The organism is Stenotrophomonas nitritireducens (assembly GCF_001431425.1).
Classification (GTDB): domain Bacteria; phylum Pseudomonadota; class Gammaproteobacteria; order Xanthomonadales; family Xanthomonadaceae; genus Stenotrophomonas; species Stenotrophomonas nitritireducens.
On sequence record NZ_LDJG01000003.1, the window covers coordinates 270,510 to 286,181 of the forward strand.

At 67.8% G+C, this 15,672-nt stretch carries 15 protein-coding genes; 7 read left to right on the plus strand and 8 right to left on the minus strand.

What is annotated here, in order from left to right; all coding sequences use genetic code 11:
- Nucleotide 1 precedes the first annotated feature (1 nt).
- The 5 genes from ABB22_RS03080 to ABB22_RS03100 form a co-directional block, all read right to left on the minus strand.
- The gene (locus ABB22_RS03080) at nt 2-1,618 is read right to left on the minus strand and encodes a glucoamylase family protein (protein WP_425477772.1); all 1,617 of its coding nucleotides are present in this window, start codon (nt 1,616-1,618) and stop codon (nt 2-4) included.
- A 90-nt stretch (nt 1,619-1,708) separates the two neighbouring features.
- Nucleotides 1,709-4,678 (minus strand): TonB-dependent receptor domain-containing protein, encoded by a 2,970-nt coding sequence (locus tag ABB22_RS03085; RefSeq protein ID WP_055770328.1) that lies wholly within the window; start codon nt 4,676-4,678, stop codon nt 1,709-1,711.
- A gap of 85 nt (nt 4,679-4,763) precedes the next feature.
- A complete protein-coding gene (locus ABB22_RS03090; RefSeq protein ID WP_055769430.1) occupies nt 4,764-5,786 on the minus strand; it encodes a LacI family DNA-binding transcriptional regulator in 1,023 nt (340 codons plus the stop codon).
- 170 nt (nt 5,787-5,956) lie between these two features.
- Nucleotides 5,957-6,229: a BolA family protein gene (locus ABB22_RS03095; protein ID WP_055769431.1), complete on the minus strand. Its 273-nt coding sequence runs from the start codon at nt 6,227-6,229 to the stop codon at nt 5,957-5,959.
- Nucleotides 6,226-6,525: a YciI family protein gene (locus ABB22_RS03100; RefSeq protein ID WP_055769433.1), complete on the minus strand. Its 300-nt coding sequence runs from the start codon at nt 6,523-6,525 to the stop codon at nt 6,226-6,228. Before ABB22_RS03100 ends, ABB22_RS03095 begins: the two co-directional genes overlap by 4 nt.
- A 347-nt stretch (nt 6,526-6,872) precedes the next feature.
- Here ABB22_RS03100 and ABB22_RS03105 point away from each other — a divergent pair, with 347 nt between their 5' ends.
- The 5 genes from ABB22_RS03105 to ABB22_RS03125 all read left to right on the plus strand — a co-directional run bounded on the left by ABB22_RS03105 (nt 6,873) and on the right by ABB22_RS03125 (nt 11,481).
- Complete coding sequence (locus tag ABB22_RS03105) at nt 6,873-7,820, plus strand: segregation and condensation protein A (protein WP_055769435.1); 948 nt, start codon at nt 6,873-6,875, stop codon at nt 7,818-7,820.
- A 16-nt stretch (nt 7,821-7,836) separates the two neighbouring features.
- Nucleotides 7,837-8,685, plus strand: a complete 849-nt coding sequence (scpB, locus tag ABB22_RS03110; protein ID WP_055769437.1) for an SMC-Scp complex subunit ScpB — start codon at nt 7,837-7,839, stop codon at nt 8,683-8,685.
- The gene (locus ABB22_RS03115; protein ID WP_055769440.1) at nt 8,682-10,322 is read left to right on the plus strand and encodes a pseudouridine synthase; all 1,641 of its coding nucleotides are present in this window, start codon (nt 8,682-8,684) and stop codon (nt 10,320-10,322) included. The genes scpB and ABB22_RS03115 overlap by 4 nt, the downstream gene beginning before the upstream one ends.
- Nucleotides 10,323-10,497: 175 nt before the next feature.
- On the plus strand, nt 10,498-10,839 hold the full coding sequence (locus tag ABB22_RS03120) for a type II toxin-antitoxin system prevent-host-death family antitoxin (protein WP_055769442.1): 342 nt from the start codon (nt 10,498-10,500) through the stop codon (nt 10,837-10,839).
- A 3-nt stretch (nt 10,840-10,842) separates the two neighbouring features.
- Nucleotides 10,843-11,481 carry an ATPase gene (locus ABB22_RS03125; protein WP_055769445.1) on the plus strand — a complete coding sequence of 213 codons (639 nt, stop codon included), beginning with the start codon at nt 10,843-10,845 and terminating at the stop codon, nt 11,479-11,481.
- Between the two features lie 41 nt (nt 11,482-11,522).
- On the opposite strand, the gene ABB22_RS03130 is transcribed toward ABB22_RS03125, so the two are convergent.
- The 3 genes from ABB22_RS03130 to ABB22_RS03140 form a co-directional block, all read right to left on the minus strand.
- Nucleotides 11,523-11,954 (minus strand): hypothetical protein, encoded by a 432-nt coding sequence (locus ABB22_RS03130; RefSeq protein WP_055769447.1) that lies wholly within the window; start codon nt 11,952-11,954, stop codon nt 11,523-11,525.
- Between the two features lie 108 nt (nt 11,955-12,062).
- Nucleotides 12,063-12,860, minus strand: coding sequence for an amidohydrolase (locus tag ABB22_RS03135; protein ID WP_057505052.1), 798 nt, complete (start codon nt 12,858-12,860; stop codon nt 12,063-12,065).
- Nucleotides 12,861-12,970: 110 nt separating this feature from the next.
- Nucleotides 12,971-14,119, minus strand: coding sequence for a pyridoxal phosphate-dependent aminotransferase (locus ABB22_RS03140; protein ID WP_055769449.1), 1,149 nt, complete (start codon nt 14,117-14,119; stop codon nt 12,971-12,973).
- 182 nt (nt 14,120-14,301) lie between these two features.
- On the opposite strand from ABB22_RS03140, the gene ccmA reads away from it, so the two are divergent.
- On the plus strand, nt 14,302-14,943 hold the full coding sequence (ccmA, locus tag ABB22_RS03145) for a heme ABC exporter ATP-binding protein CcmA (RefSeq protein WP_425477773.1): 642 nt from the start codon (nt 14,302-14,304) through the stop codon (nt 14,941-14,943).
- On the plus strand, nt 14,940-15,635 hold the full coding sequence (ccmB, locus tag ABB22_RS03150; RefSeq protein WP_055769452.1) for a heme exporter protein CcmB: 696 nt from the start codon (nt 14,940-14,942) through the stop codon (nt 15,633-15,635). The genes ccmA and ccmB overlap by 4 nt, the downstream gene beginning before the upstream one ends.
- Nucleotides 15,636-15,672 lie beyond the last annotated feature (37 nt).

Here is a 15,672-nt window from a genome sequence, read left to right on the forward strand (position 1 = left end):
CCTACTGCGGCCGCGCCGCAGGCTTGTCCGCCGCTTTCTGCTCCTGCGCAGCGGCGGCGCGCGATTCGGCGATGCCCACCGCGCGCGCGGCGGCGGCCTTGTCGTCCTTCTGCAGCGGCTGCCACTCCTCCCCTTCCGGCAACAGCCAGCCGCCGGTGAAGCCGGCGCGCTCCAGGCCCTTGCGGACATAGGGATTCTTCTTCATCACGCTCCAGACAAACTCGTCACGGTAGTTGGCAATGCCGGCCAGGATCGGCCCCTGGTCGATGGCGATGTAGTCGCTGGCCACCCAGCCGCGGTCCGGGATCAGGCGCCCGGTCTTGAGCGGGATGTCGTAGTTGAAACTGGGATTGAACGAATCCAGGAAGCCGTAGCTGGAATACAGGTAATCGCCATAGCGCCTGTGCATTTCCTGCGTGGCGGGGATCACCACTTCGGGTGCAAACGGCAGCGAGGAAATCGCCGCCGACGGCACGATGGTGCCGTCGTCGAAGTTCTCGCGCAGGCCCGCGCCGCGCGCGGAGTAGTGGCGGAACTGGCGCTGCTCGCCCTTGTATTCCTGGGTGGTGTTCTGCGGACCGTCGCCGGCGGTCAGGCCCCAGACGTTCTCGCCGTAGTCCTTCCACTGCATCGGGTTGGCGATGGCGTATTCGCGCTGGGCCAGCGTGGCGCGGCGGCTGTTGAGGAAGTAGTCGATGCCGCGCTCGCGCATGTAGGCGTCCTGGATGTCGCGGAAGTCGATCCAGACATGGCTGTACTGGTGGCCGAACAACGGGCCGAACGACAGGTACTCCTGCCCCTGGAACACGCCCCAGTCGTTGTCGTAGGTGCGCGTCCACACCGTCCACGCATCGGGCTGGACCGGATGCGTCGGCGAGCCCAGCGCCAGCACGTAGAGCATCATCGCTTCGTTGTAGCCCATCCAGTCGTGCTGGATGAAGCCGCTTTCCGGGAACCAGCCCATCGACACCAGCGGCTTGTTGCGCTGCAGCCACTGCCAGTCCACGCGCCGGTAGAGCGTGTCGGCGATCTGCCGGATCTCCTTCTCGCGCGCATCGTTGCCGTCGTAATAGGACTGCGCGAACAGCACGCCCATCAGCAGCAGCGCCGTATCCACGCTGGACAGCTCCACCCAGCTGTCGTAGCGGCGCCCATCCTGCATGTCGAGGAAGTGGTAGTAGAAGCCCTTGTAGCCGGCCTTGCCGGTGCGCTGCGGGCCGGTGGGCACGTCGCGCAGGAAGCGGAGCGTGGTGAGCGTGCGGTCCACCGCCTGGGTACGGCTGACCCAGCCGTTCTCGATGCCGATCGGATAGGCGGTCAGGGCGAAACCGACCGAGGCGATGCTGGCGAACGGCCGCGACGGATAGCGGTCCGGCGTCAACCCGTTCTGCTCGTTGGTGGTGTCCCAGAAGAACTGGAAGGTGCGCCGCTCGATGTCGTCGAACAGCGGCGGCAGTTCGGGCTTCATCGGCCGCGGCGGCAGGTCCGGTTCGATCAGGATCACCTGGGGCAGCACCTTCGGTGTCGGCTCGGGCGCCTTGCCGCACCCGCCCAGCAGGCCCAGCGCGAGGCCGGCGGCGGTGCACAGCAACAGCTTGGTGGTACGCGGGATGCTCAAGACGCTTTCCGTTGGATGGAACCGTGGAACGACGGGGATGCCTGCGGACAGGCGGCCCGGCCGCCGTTGCCGGCGGCCGGGAGCGGGGCCTTACCAGTCCAGGCCGAAGGACAGCTTGAAGGTGCGGGTCGGCAACGCGATCGAAATGGGCTTGCCCCAGGCAGGATTCTGCGGCTCACCGGCTCCGCCCCTCCAGTCCTCGTAGCCGTCGTAATTCGACCAGTTGAACACGTTCAACACATCGCCGCGGATGCGCAAGCGGATGTTGCTGCCGGTATCCCACACCTTTTCCATCGCCAGGTCGATCTGCTTGAAATCCTCGCCTGGCGTATAGCTTTCGAAATGGCAGTAGGCCCAGGCGGAAACGTTGCAGTTCTGGTAATAGCGCGGGGTCGCATCGGCCCAGGTTCCCTTGCCCGAGAACGTAGTGCCCCAGGGACCATCCCAGATGCCCGTCATCACGATCCTGTTTTCGGGCACCTTGCCGGGGAACCAGCCATAGTCCCGGACCGTCTCGGCATTGAACGCCCCCGGCCATCCGTCGATCGGGCTGTTCTGTTCCGAATCGGTGTAGGTGTAGGCCAGGGTCACTCCCCAGCGCGATTCGCTCGTGTAAGGTTTTTCGAGCTTCACGTAGACCGACTTGCTCTTCGTCTCCAGGGCATTCTGGGCAAGAATCAGGTTCGAGAACGGTGCGAACCCGGCGCCCCACGGCGGCGGATCGGTCGCGCCAGCCGGATCCGTCGGGAAGAAACTGCCATCCGCGCGGCGGTTGCCCAGCAGGAAGGCGATGCCGTCATGGCTGCGCACATACGAGTAGGCCACCTCGGTATTCCAGTCGTTGCCCAGCACCTCGAAGGTATTGCGCATTCCCAGGCTGAACTGGTCCGAATAAGGCACCACCAGCTTGTTGTTGTTCAGGAATACTTCCCGCGAACCGGCCACCGACGACGCACGCAGGAATTCCGGATCCAGATAGCGCGGATCCCAGTCGCGGCAAGTGGCCGCGGTAGCGGTGTCGCATGGATGCAGCGGCGTGTTGAAGTCGTAGGTGTAGGTTCCCCAGCTCGCCTTGGATACTTCGTTCTGCAGGTAATCGAACAGGTTTCGGTCATACGAGCGCCCTGCACCGCCGAATATCACGTGCCGCTGGTCGCCATGGATGTCGTAGGAGAAGCCGAACCGCGGCGCCCAGTTGTTCTTGTCCGACGAACGATTGCCGCCGGTGCTGATGTAGTCGTTGATGTTCACGCCCGAATTGGGCAGGTTCGCATTGGATGCCTGCAATGCGGACACGACCTGGGCAGGCGTGACGTAATCGTCATAGCTCGGCGTGCGTTCGTAATCCCAACGCACGCCCAGATTCAGGGTCAGGTGCTCATTGACCTCCCAGTCGTCCTGGATGTAGAGGCCGAACTGTTTGTTGTTCGACTTGACCGTGCCGTTGCCGAACCCCGACACCGGCGCACCGAACTCCACGTGGGTCGGTATCGCCAGGCTTTCATGGATGTCGTAATAGAACTGCGGGTTGTACTTGTTCTGCTCCAGGGTCTGCAGATCCACCTGCTTGTACTTGACCCCCATCTTCACGGTGTGGCCGTCCCAACCGTTGAAAGTCAGGTCGTCCTGCACCGACCAGCCCTTCTGTCCCTTGTCCTGGTAGTTGTCGCCACCACCGCTGCGGACGATGGTGTCCCACCAGTTGCCGTCACTCAGGTAATAGCCGGGAATGAAGTTGGCCGGCCGGGGGCTCCAGAACGCATCCTCGTAGGTGATGTGCGCATCATTGAGCCAGTTGTAGCTGCTGAACTGGTAGCGCAGATCGACGCGCTTCTCGTTGTTCTCGTTCAGGGTCGCCGCCAGCGGCAGGCGCTGATCCTGTACCTGGATCGTCTCGCTCTCGTCGCGATACTTTGCCGTCAACTCGAAATAGTGGTTCTCGCCGAACAGCCAGTCGATCTTGCCGAAGTACAGGTCTTCCTTGAACGGCGACGTGCTGGTCCCGTTGCCGTACTGGGCCTGCAGGTCCGCCGGCAGCTCCGCCGGACTGTAGCCACGGCCAAGATTGAAGGTCCGCGGGGTCAGGTATTCCTTTGCTTCGTACGCAACGAAGAAATGCGCGACGTCCTTGATGAGGGGACCACCGAAGGAGACGCCATACTGCTCCTGCTTGCTCTGGGCCTTGGCCGCTCCATCGCGATTTTCGAAGCGGCTGCGCGAACGCCAATCGGTACTGGTGTGATCCCAGAAAAAGCTGCCGTCGAACTCGTTGCTTCCCGAGCGCGTGGCCGCCACGATCGCCGCGCTGCTCAACTGGTCGTATTCGGCCTTGTAATTCTGGGTGATGACCTTGTACTCGCCGATCGCCGATTGCGGGAACGGATTTCCGCGGCTGGTGTCCTGTCCGCTGATACCGCCCGTGGTGACGTAGTTCTTCTGGCCTACGCCATCAATGAAGACGTTGACCGCATTCGCGCTCTGCGCTCCCGAGCGCACGCGCGTATTGCCGCTGGCATCGGTAATGAATTGCACGCCGGGCGCGGTGTCGGCGAAAGCAAGGAAATTACGGGTGTTCTGCGGCAACGCATCGATCTGCTTGGAAGTCACGTAAGTGGCGATTTCCGAAGTCTTGGTCTCGACAGGCGCCTGTGCCGTCACCTGCACGGCTTCCAGGGTAGTGGCCGCGCCGCTCGCGGTTTCGGCCACCCCGCCGACGCCCAGGTTCACGGTGGCGGTCTGCCCGACCTGCACGGTGATGTTCTGGCTGCTGCTCTTGCCGCCGGCACTGACGTCCACGCGATAGGTGCCCGGCGGCAGGCCGGCCAGCGAGTAGCCGCCGTTGGCCGTGCTCTGCACGCTGCGGCTCAGGCCGGTGGCGAGGTTGGTCGCGGTTACCTGCGCCTGTGCGGCCGGTGCCGAATCGGCCATCACCTGGCCACGGATGGTGGCGCCGGTGCTCTGCGCGAACGCCGGGGCAGCGCCGAGCACGAGGCAACTGGCCAGCGCGCAGCTGAGCAGCCTGCGGGCCGGGTGCGTCTTGCGGGTAGCGGAATGATTCATCTTGCTCTCCGGGTGCGGCAGCGCGGCTGCCATTCGGTTCGTTCCGGTGCGTTGTCGCCGGGGGCTCCAGCGCAGGGACAACGGGTCAGGACGTTTCTCGTCGGGATGTCGAGTCGCGCACGATCAAGCTGGGTACCAGGATCGCGCCGCCGACGCCTCCCGATGCGTCATCGCGGTCGATCATGTGCAGCAGATGCGAGGTCGCCCGCCCACCGAGGTCGGCGATGCTGACCTGCATCGTGGTCAACGAGGGGTGAACGAAACGTGCCAGCGGGATATCGTCGAAGCCGGCCAGCGCCACCTGCTGCGGCACGCGCACGCTGGCCTGGTTGAAGGCGTACAGGCAGCCCAGCGCCATCATGTCGTTGGCGGCGAACACAGCGTCGGGCAGCCGCGCCTCGCGCAGCAGCGCCTGTCCGGCCGCGTACCCGGACGCCTCGTCGAAGCCACCGGACAGGACGATGCCCTGGGCGGCTGCGGCGGATCCGGCCATCGCTTCCTCGAAGCCGCGCAGGCGCTCGCGCGCGTCATGGTTTGCTTCGGGACCGGCGATGAAGGCGATGCGGCGACGCCCGGTTTCCAGCAGGTGCCGGGTCATGGCCATCGCGCCGGCATGGTCGTCGATCCCGAAGGCCGGGTACTGGCCGTCCACCAGCGGCGTATTGATCAGCACGGTGGGCAGCGCCGGCGGCAGGTTGTCCTTCAGGAACCCGGGATCGGCCGCATAGGGCGACATCACCAGCAGGCCATCCACGCGGCCGCGCATCGCCTGCAGGGCCACGCCCTGCTGCTCCTGGTCCCCGTGATAGCTGGACACCAGCAGGTGCCAGCGGTGCGTGCGCGCCACGCCATCGATGCCGCGCATCAGTTCGGAAAAGAATTCGCCGTGCAGGTCCGGCAGCACCAGACCGATGGTCTGCGTGCTGCGGCTGCTCAGGCTGCGCGCGGCCGCATGCGGGGTGTAGCGGAGCCGGCGGGCGACTTCCAGCACCTGCTGGCGCACCGGCTCGGCGACGTTCTCGTGGCCGTTGAGGGCGCGCGACACGGTGGCGACGGAGACCTTCGCCTCACGGGCAACATCCTTGATGGTGATTGCCGGTTTCGCCACCGCTATGCCCTCCGCAGGCAGGGGTCGCGGCGACTGTAAGCGTTTTCACGCCAATTTGTAAACAATTTGTTACAGGCGATGTCGTCGACGGGACAGATCCTGTCCGCCCTGCGGCTCGCCCGGGCGGAGCCTGCCGCGGGCCGAACGTGGCCCCGGCCTCATGCCATGGATCAGCCGCCGGCTTCAGCCGGCGTCTGCGCCTTGATCGACAACGCATGGATATCGGTCTGCATCATGTCGCCAAGTGCCGCGTACACCGCCCGGTGGCGAGCCAAGGGCGCCATTCCGGCGAAGGCCTCGCTGACGATGACCACATTGAAATGCCCCCGCCCGTCGCGCGCGCCGGCATGACCGGCATGGCGGTGGCTGTCGTCCTCCACCTCCAGATGCAGGGGCGAGAATGCGGCCTGCAGGGCCGCCCCGATCCGCTCCGGCCGGCTCACGGCAGCACCTTGCGGAACGGGCGCACGTCCACGCGCTGGTAGACGCCGGCGGCCACGTAGGGGTCCTCGCCGGCCCAGGCGCGGGCGGCGGCGAGGTCGTCGAAACTGGCGATCACCACGCTGCCGCTGAAGCCGGCGACGCCGGGGTCCTCGGCGTCGATCGCCGGACAGGGGCCGGCCAGCAGCAACCGCCCCTGCTCCTGCAGCGCCTGCAGCCGCGCCAGATGCGCCGCCCGCGCCGCCTGGCGCGCGGCCAGCACGCCCTGCCCGTCGTAGCCTTCTATCACGTACCACACGGCTCGCCGCTCCTTGTCCGCTGAATGATGGCCGGCAAGTCTAGCGCCTCGGCGCTGGACACCGCCCGGCCGGGGCGATTACTCTTTACGCCATTGCACGCAGCCGGCCTGTAACGGCCCGGTGCGGCGGCAGGCAAGGCCACCGCCGTCCGACCGATCCACGATTCCTTCCCGGACTGTGTAGACGACCTCCCTGTGATGACGTTGCCGCATGAAAGCGCGGCATGTCGCGTTGTTGATGTGCACGCACGCCGGACAGGCGCGCATGGCTTGCAATCCAGAAGACAGGACCCTGTCCCGGGCGGGAACCCGGAACGTAAAGGCTCGCAACACCCGATGTCGCCCTGATGACTTCAGAACTCGCGCCCGCCGCGAACCCGCCAGCGCCGCCCACCTTTCCGCAGCAGCAGGAAATGCCGCTGGCGGTGGTGCATGGCCAGCCGGTGCTGCAGATCCCGCAGGACCTGTACATCCCGCCGGATGCGCTGGAAGTCATCCTCGACGCCTTCGAGGGCCCGCTGGACCTGCTGCTGTACCTGATCCGCCGGCAGAACCTGGACATCCTGGACATCCCGGTCGCCGAGATCACCCGCCAGTACGTCGAGTACATCAACGTCATGCAGGAGCTGCGCTTCGAGCTGGCGGCCGAGTACCTGGTGATGGCCGCGATGCTGGCCGAGATCAAGTCGCGCATGCTGCTGCCGCGCCCGCCCAGCGAGGAAGGCGACGAGGCCGACCCGCGCGCCGAGCTGGTGCGCCGGCTGCAGGAGTACGAACGCTTCAAGCAGGCCGCCGAGGACATCGATGCCCTGCCCCGCCAGGACCGCGACACCACCCCGGCGCACGCCTTCGTGCCGGACCGGACCACGGTGAAGGTGCCGCCGCCGGTGGACCTGAAGGAAATGCTGCTGGCCCTGCACGACGTGCTCAAGCGCGCCGAACTGTTCAGCGGCCACGCGATCAAGCGCGAGGCGCTGAGCGTGCGCCAGCGCATGGGCGACGTGCTGGAGCAGCTCGAGGACGGCAGGTTCCACCGCTTCGAGAGCCTGTTCACCGCCGAGGAAGGCAAGCTCGGCGTGCTGGTCACCTTCCTGGCCCTGCTGGAACTGGCCAAGGAACAGCTGCTGGACATCGTGCAGGAACATCATGTCGCTGAGGCAAGCCAGGGCGAACGCCCGCCACTGGCGCCGATCTACGTGAAGTCGCTGGCCGCCGGCAACACCAACGCGCCGTTGCAGTTCTCCAGCGAATTCGACGATGGCGAATTCGACGACGCCACCCCCGACCCCGCCTGAGCCACATTCCCGACACATGGATCAACCGCTGATCAACCGCATCGTCGAAGGCGCGCTGCTGGCCTCCAGCCAGCCGCTGACCCTGGCGCAGCTGCAGGAGCTGTTCCCCGAGGATCAGCCGGCGCCACCGGGCAGTGTCGAACGCGCGCTGGAACTGCTGCGCGAAGGTTGCCAGGACCGCGGCGTGGAGCTGGTCGAGGTCGCCTCCGGCTTCCGCTACCAGATCACCCGCGAAGTGCACGGCTGGGTCTCGCGGCTGTGGACCGAACGCAAGACCCGCTATACCCGCGCCACCCTGGAAACCCTGGCGCTGATCGCCTACCGCCAGCCGATCACCCGCGGCGAGATCGAGCAGGTGCGCGGCGTGGCGGTCAGCAGCAACATCATCCAGGCGCTGGAAGAGCGCGAATGGATCCGCGTGGTCGGCCACCGCGACGTGCCCGGCAAGCCGGCGCTGTTCGGCACCACCCGCGGCTTCCTGGACTACTTCGGCCTCAAGCGGCTGGACGAACTGCCGCCATTGTCCGAACTACGCGACATCGGCGAACTGGAGCCGCAGCTGCCGCTGGGCGACGACGGCCAGCTGGCCGCCCCGCTCGCCGCCGGCGCGGCCACGCCTGAAACCGCCGCAGCCGACGATGATGCCGGCCACGGCGATACCGACACCGCGGCAGCCCCCGACGACGGGGATGCCGCACCCGACACCGCCCCCACGGGCGAACCCGACGCCGCGCCGGGAGAGCGCGCGGCGGAAGTGGAAGACACCGGAAACAACGCCGTCGCGATGACGACCGTGGCTGTTGACGAAGCCGATCCCGAACCTGAGGCCGACGAAGAAAACGCCGGCCGGAGCGAAACAGAATGAGTGACACCCCCCGCAAGCCGTCGTTGAACAAGCTCTCGCTCAAGCGCGAAGCCACGGTCGAACAGCCCAAGCTCGAAGAGCGCCTGCACAAGGTCCTGGCACAGGCCGGCCTCGGCTCGCGCCGCGCGCTGGAACAGCGCATCGCCGACGGCCTGGTCAAGGTCAACGGCGAGACCGCGCAGACCGGCATGTCGGTCAAGAGCGGCGACAAGATCGACCTGGACGGCCGCAGCTTCGTCGCCAGCGCCCTGACCGATCCCTCGCGCGTGCTGGTCTACAACAAGCCCGAAGGCGAAGTGACCACCCGCGAGGACCCCGAGGGCCGCCCGACCGTGTTCGAGTCGCTGCCGCCGCTCAAGGGCGCGCGCTGGATCGCCATCGGCCGCCTGGACATCAACACCACCGGCCTGCTGCTGCTCACCACCGACGGCGAACTGGCCAATGCCATGATGCATCCGTCCTTCGAGGTCGAGCGCGAATACGTGGTGCGCGTGCGCGCCCCGGAAGGCCAGGAGAAGGTGCCGGACAACGTCGTCGACCGCCTCGCCCGTGGCGTGGCGCTGGAAGACGGCCCGGCCAAGTTCGACGAGATCGAACGCATCGGCGGCACCGACTCGCACGACTGGTTCCGCGTGGTGGTCAAGGAAGGCCGCAACCGCGAAGTGCGCCGCCTGTGGGAATCGCAGGGCTGCCAGGTCAGCCGCCTCAAGCGCACCCGCTACGGCAAGATCGGCCTGCCGCAACCGCTGCTGCGCGGCCACTCGCAGGAGCTGCCGGCCGCCCAGGTCGAGGCGCTGCGTGCCGAACTGAAGCTGGAGGAAGGCACGCCGTCGGCGCTGACCCTGCAGCCGGTGATCGGCCAGCGCAAGGCCGCCAAGACCACCGTGCGCGTGCGCGAGGGCGGCCGCGGCAATGCCTACGTCAACGGCCACAACACCGCCGACGAAGGCCGCGAACTGCGCCGCTTCGACACCCTGCGCGAAGACCGCGGCCGTGGCCGCGGCGGCAAGGGCGGCGGTTTCAAGGGCGGCCTGACCGTCAGCGGCGAAGCGGCGGCCAAGCAGTCGCAGAAGCCGTTCAAGCAGCGCAAGCCCAAGGGCGACCGAAGCCTGCCGGAAGGCAATCCCGCCGCGTTCCGCACCTGGTACGTGCCTGAAGGCGTGAGCACCGGCCCCAGCGGCCACCGCAACGCCGGCCCCGGCGGCAATCGCGGCCCCGGCCGTGGACCGGCCGGTGAAGGCCAGGCCCGTCCGTACGGCAAGCCGCGCCCGGGCGCCGGCGGCGCCGGTCGTGGCGGTCCCGGCCAGGGCCGTGCGCCGGGCGCTGGCCAGGGTGCAGGACAGGGTCGTGCGCAGGGTGGCGGCCAGGCCGCCGGCCAGGGCCAGCGCAAGCATCCGTATGGCCATCCGGGCAATGCCCCGAGCTTCCCGTCCGACCACGCCACTCCGGGCTTCAGCCCGTATGGCAGCCCCAAGCCGGCCCAAGGCGCCCGTCCGGGTGGTCGTGGTCCGAATGGCAACCGTGGCCCGGGCGGCAATCGCGGCCCCGGCGGTCCGGGTGGCAACCGTGGCCCGGGAGGGGCCGGCGGCAACCGTGGTCCGGGTGGCCCGCGCCGCAGCGGCCCGCGCGGCGGCTGATCTGCTGCTGGAGCGGCAGCGTCCTGCCCTCCACACGCCCCAGAACGCCCGGCCCAGCGCCGGGCGTTCCATTTTCCGGATCACATCGTCTGTGGCCTGAATCAATTCCGGCAAATTTACCCAAAATGGGAAATTTGGGATATTTTCCCCCTACCCCTTCCGCCGGACAGCCGCCATGGACCTCACCCTGAATCTGCCTGATCTGGAAAAGACGCCCGCCAGCGACATCAAGGCCAAGGGCTGGCCGGAGCTGATGCGCAAGGTACTCAGGAGCGGCGCGGTGGTGGTCACCAACCACAACCATCCGCAGGCGGTGGTGGTGTCGGCCGAGGAATACCAGCGCCTGGTCGACCAAGCCAGCGGTCATTCCGCTGCGGCACAGCGCGCGCAATCGCTGCAGGCCCTGCAGGCCGAGTTCGACGCCCACCTGTCGGCGCTGCAGGATGGCCGCCTGGCGAAGGCCATGGCCCGCCCGGCCCGGCGCGGACGCAAGATCGCCCTGGGCGAGCCGCGATAAGCGATGGCGAAGATCCTGGTCCTTGCCGGCGTCAATGGCGCCGGCAAGAGTTCACTGCTGGGCACGATGCTGGCCGAGGATGGCGCCACCTGGTTCAACCCGGATGCATTCACCCGGCGACTGGTCGAGGGCGGCTGGCCACTGGAGGAAGCCAATGCCAGCGCCTGGCAGGAAGGTACCCGGCGGCTGCGCTCGGCCCTGGCTGGCGACCTCGATTACGCCTTCGAAACCACGCTGGGCGCGAACACCATCCCCGCCCTGCTGCGCGAAGCCTGCACCCGGCACGAAGTCGGCATCTGGTTCTGCGGGCTGGAGAGCGTCGAACTGCACCTGCAGCGCGTCGCCGCCCGTGTTGCCAGGGGCGGCCATGACATTCCCGAAGGCAAGATCCGCCAGCGCTTCGACAGTTCGCGCTTGAACCTGATCGAACTGCTGCCGCATCTGGCCACGCTGCACGTCTATGACAACAGCCTGCCTGCCGACGCCGACGCCGACGGCAGGGCCGAACCCCTGCTCGTACTGGAAGTGGAACGCGGGCGGATCCTCTGCCCCGCCACGCAGGAGGAGTTCGCGCAGGTACCCGAATGGGCCAAGCCGATCGTGTGGGCGGCGCTGAAGGCGTTCCCGGTGGCGGAGGAGTGATCCCGATACCCGGCCGGTGGCCGGGCATCAGGCCGCGAAACTCAACGGCGCTCGATCACGAACTTGCCGAAACCCACGCCCAGGTCCCAGCCGCGGCCGGTGCCGGCCAGGGCCAGCGAGATATCGCCCTTGGTCACCACCTGTGCATTGCTGGAACGGGAAGCGCCAGCATGCACCTCGGCACCGCCGTAGGTACCGATCAGGTCGTTGAGGCTGTAGGCGCCGGTGAACTTGCCGCGGCCATCGCTGACCGTGGACTTGCCGACCGTCAGGCCGCCGCCCTTGGCGCTGATCTTCACCGGGATGCTGGCGCCGTTGTCGCAGGTGATGGTGCCGTTGCCGGTGGCGGTCTTGTAGAAGATCGACCAGCCGGACAGATTGAAACGCAGCTCGCAGTCGATGTTGCCGGCCGCATGCGCGGACGGCGCAAAAACGACAGCCGCCAGCAGCAGGGCTCCCGCCAGGATCTTCATGGTTTGCTCTCCATAACAAGGTGACGGGCCGAGCCTAGCAGCGTCGACGCATCCGGCAGGTGGCGGCCGGCGACATCATCCGGCCGGCGTTCAGCGTCGTTTCCCGGGTCACCCCAGGGTGAAGGCGTCGGCATCCAGCATCGCCGGGAAACGTTCGCGGTGGGCCGCCAGCGCCTGCGCCGAGACGGTGGTGGTCACCACCTGCTCGCGCTCGCGGATTTCCACCTGCGGCTGGCCGAGGAAGTCGATCACCGCGCTGTCGCCCGAATAATGCAGGCCGTTGCCGTCCACGCCGACGCGGTTGACCACGGCCACGTAGCACAGGTTCTCGATCGCCCGCGCGCGCGCCAGCGTCCGCCAGGCGTATGCGCGCGCAGAGGGCCAGTTGGCGACGAAGATCTGCAGGTCGAAATCCATCTGCCCGGCGCGTTCCACGTCGAAGCGGTTGCGGCAGAACACCGGGAAGCGCAGGTCGTAGCAGATCTGCGGGTTGATCCGCCAACCCTTCAACTCCACGCACAGGCGTTCGCGCCCGGCTGCGTAGCGCTCGTGCTCGCCGCCGTAACGGAACAGGTGGCGCTTGTCGTAGTGCAGCAGCCCGCCGTCGGGCGTGGCCCACAGCAGGCGGTTGAACACATCCTCGCCCACGCGCAGCTGCACGCTGCCGGTGACCACCGCGCCCAGCAGGCGCGCCTGTTCGCGCATCCAGGCCACGGTCGGGCCGTCCATGCCTTCAGCCTTGAAAATGGCGTCATTGGAGAAACCGCTGGTGAAGGTTTCCGGCAGGATCACCAGGTCGGTCGCGCCGGCCAGCGGCGCCAGCAGCGCGGCGTAGTGTTCGCGGTTGCCGGCCGGGTCGTGCCAGCGGGTGTCGCCCTGTACGAGCGAAATGCGGAGGTCTTGCATGATGTCTCCCGGATACATGTCTTCCCGCAGGAGCGGCGCCGGCCGCGATGGAGCCTTCGCCGGGAAAGCCCGTTCGCGGTTGAAACCGCTCCTGTGGGGTTTCAGCGCACTCAGAGCTTCTGCAGGCGTTCGATCGCCGCATCCAGCGTGGCGTCGTTCTTGGCGAAGCACAGCCGCACCAGGCGCTGTCCGGCCGGCGGGGTTTCGTAGAAGGGCGACAGCGGGATGGCGGTGACGCCCTTCTCGATGGTCAGCCACTTCACGAACTCGTGGTCCGGCAGGTCGCTGATGGCCGAGTAGTCCACCAGCTGGAAATAGCCGCCCGGCACCGGCAGCGGCTTCAGCCGGGTGGTGAGCAGCTGCTCGCGGAAACGGTCGCGCTTGGCCTGGTAGAACGCGCCCAGCTCCAGGTGGTGCTCCGGCTCGTCGCGGATCATCGCGGCAAAGCCATACTGGGCCGGGCCGTAGGTGGTGAAGGTGTTGTACTGGTGCACCTTGCGGAACTCGGCGCTCAACGCCGGCGGCGCGATGGCGTAGCCGATCTTCCAGCCGGTGCAGTGGTAGGTCTTGCCGAAGCTGGAGATGACGAAGGCGCGCTCGCGCAGTTCCGGGTAGCGCAGTGCCGATTCGTGGCGGGCGCCGTCGTAGACGATGTGTTCGTACACCTCGTCGGAGACCAGGTAGATGCCGGTGCCGCGCAGCACGTCGGCCAGCGCCTGCATGTCCGCCGCCGAGAGCATCGCGCCGGAGGGGTTGTGCGGGGTGTTGACCATCAGCATGCGCGTTTTCGGCGTGATCGCCGCGCGCACCTTGTCCCAGTCCACGGCAAAGGTCTGCGGATCGAGCGCGACATGCACCGCGCGCGCACCGGCCAGGTCGATGGCCGGCTCGTAGCAGTCGTAGGCCGGATCCAGCACGATGACTTCATCGCCGGCGCGCACCACCGCGTGGATGGCGTTGAAGATCGCCTCGGTGCCGCCGGAAGTGACGGTGATCTCCGTTTCCGGATCCACCTGCGCGCCGTAGCAGTCCAGCGCCTTCTGCGCGATGGCCTGGCGCAGCGGCGCCACGCCGGTCATCGGCGCGTACTGGTTCAGGCCCTCGCGCATGGCCTTGGCGGTCTCGTCGATCAGGCGCTGCGGCGCGGCGAAATCCGGGAAGCCCTGGCCCAGGTTGACGGCGCCGTGTTCGGCGGCCAGCTGCGACATCACGGTGAAGATGGTGGTGCCCACCTTGGGCAACTTGGTCTGCGGTTGCATCGATGCGTCGGCGTCGGGGAAGGGAAACGCCGAGTTTACGCAATGCCGGCGGCAACGGCCGCCCTCTCCCGCCCGCGCGCTGCAGCAGCAGCGGCGGCAATGCCTATAATGTCGCGCCCGATGCGCCAGCCTGCCTGCGCTCCCACCCAAGGACGGAAGCGCCCGATCCGATGACCGCGACCATGAACACTCCGCCGCTGCTCGATGCGCGCGGGCTGCGCTTCACCCGCAACGACGACCCGGTGTTCGGCCCGCTCGACCTGCATGTGGACGCGGGCGAAGCCCTGCTGGTGCAGGGCGGCAACGGCGCCGGCAAGACCACCCTGCTGCGCGTGCTCGCCGGCCTGCTGCGCGCCGACGAAGGCACGATCCGCATCGACGGCCGCCCCGCCGGCAGTGGCGACCGCTCGCGCTACATCGCCTACCTGGGCCACCTGCCGGCGCTCAAGCAGGACCTGGGCACGCTGGAGAACCTGCACGTGCTGTGCGGCCTGCAGGGCCGGCGCGTGCGGCAGATGCCCGGCAACGCGCTGGCCATCGTCGGCCTGGCCGGCTACGAAGACACGCTGGTGCGGCAACTGTCGGCCGGGCAGAAGAAACGCCTGTCGCTGGCCCGGCTGTGGTTGTCGCCGGCACCGGTATGGCTGCTGGACGAACCCTACGCCAACCTCGACCTGGACGGCATCAACCTGGTCAACCGCATGATTTCCGCGCACCTGCGCGGCGGTGGCGGCACCCTGGTCACCACCCACGGCGCCTATGCGGCACCGCCGGTGCGCAACCGCACGCTGACGCTCGGCGCCGCTACGGAGGCCGCCGCATGAGCCTGCCCGGTCCGCAGCCCACCCTGATCGACGCCGCCAAGGCCTTGCTCGCGCGCGACCTGAAACTGCTGTGGCGCCGCCGCGGCGATGCCGCGCAGCCGATCCTGTTCGCGCTGCTGGTGGTGGCGCTGTTCGCCCTGGCCCTCGGCGGCAATCCGCAGCTGCTGCAGCGCGTGGCCTCGGCCGTGCTGTGGCTGTCGGTGCTGCTGGCCGGCCTGCTGTCGCTGGATACGCTGTTCCGCGGCGATGCCGAGGACGGCTCGCTGGAACAGTGGCTGCTCTCGCCGGTGCCGCTGCCATGGCTGGTCGCGGTGCGGGTGTTCTCGCACTGGCTGACCACCGCCTTCCCGCTGGTGCTGGTCAGCCCGCTGCTGGCCGAACTGATGCAGCTGCCGCGCGGACAGCTGCCGGTGCTGGTCGCCTCGCTGGCGCTGGGCACCCCGCTGCTCAGCCTGCTCGGCGCGGTGGTCGCGGCGCTGACCGTGGGCATGCGCCGCTCGGGCATCCTGCTGGCGCTGCTGGTGCTGCCGCTGTACGTGCCGGTGCTGGTATTCGGCGCCGGCGCGGTGGCCGCGTCGGCCCAGGGCTTCGACGCCAGCGGCGCGCTGCTGCTGCTCGCCGCCGGCCTGGTGGTCAGCCTGCTGCTGGCGCCGTTGACCGCTGCCGCTGCGATCCGCATCGCAAACTCCTGAGGGACGCCGGCGCTATCCTTGGCGCCCGATTTCCCCG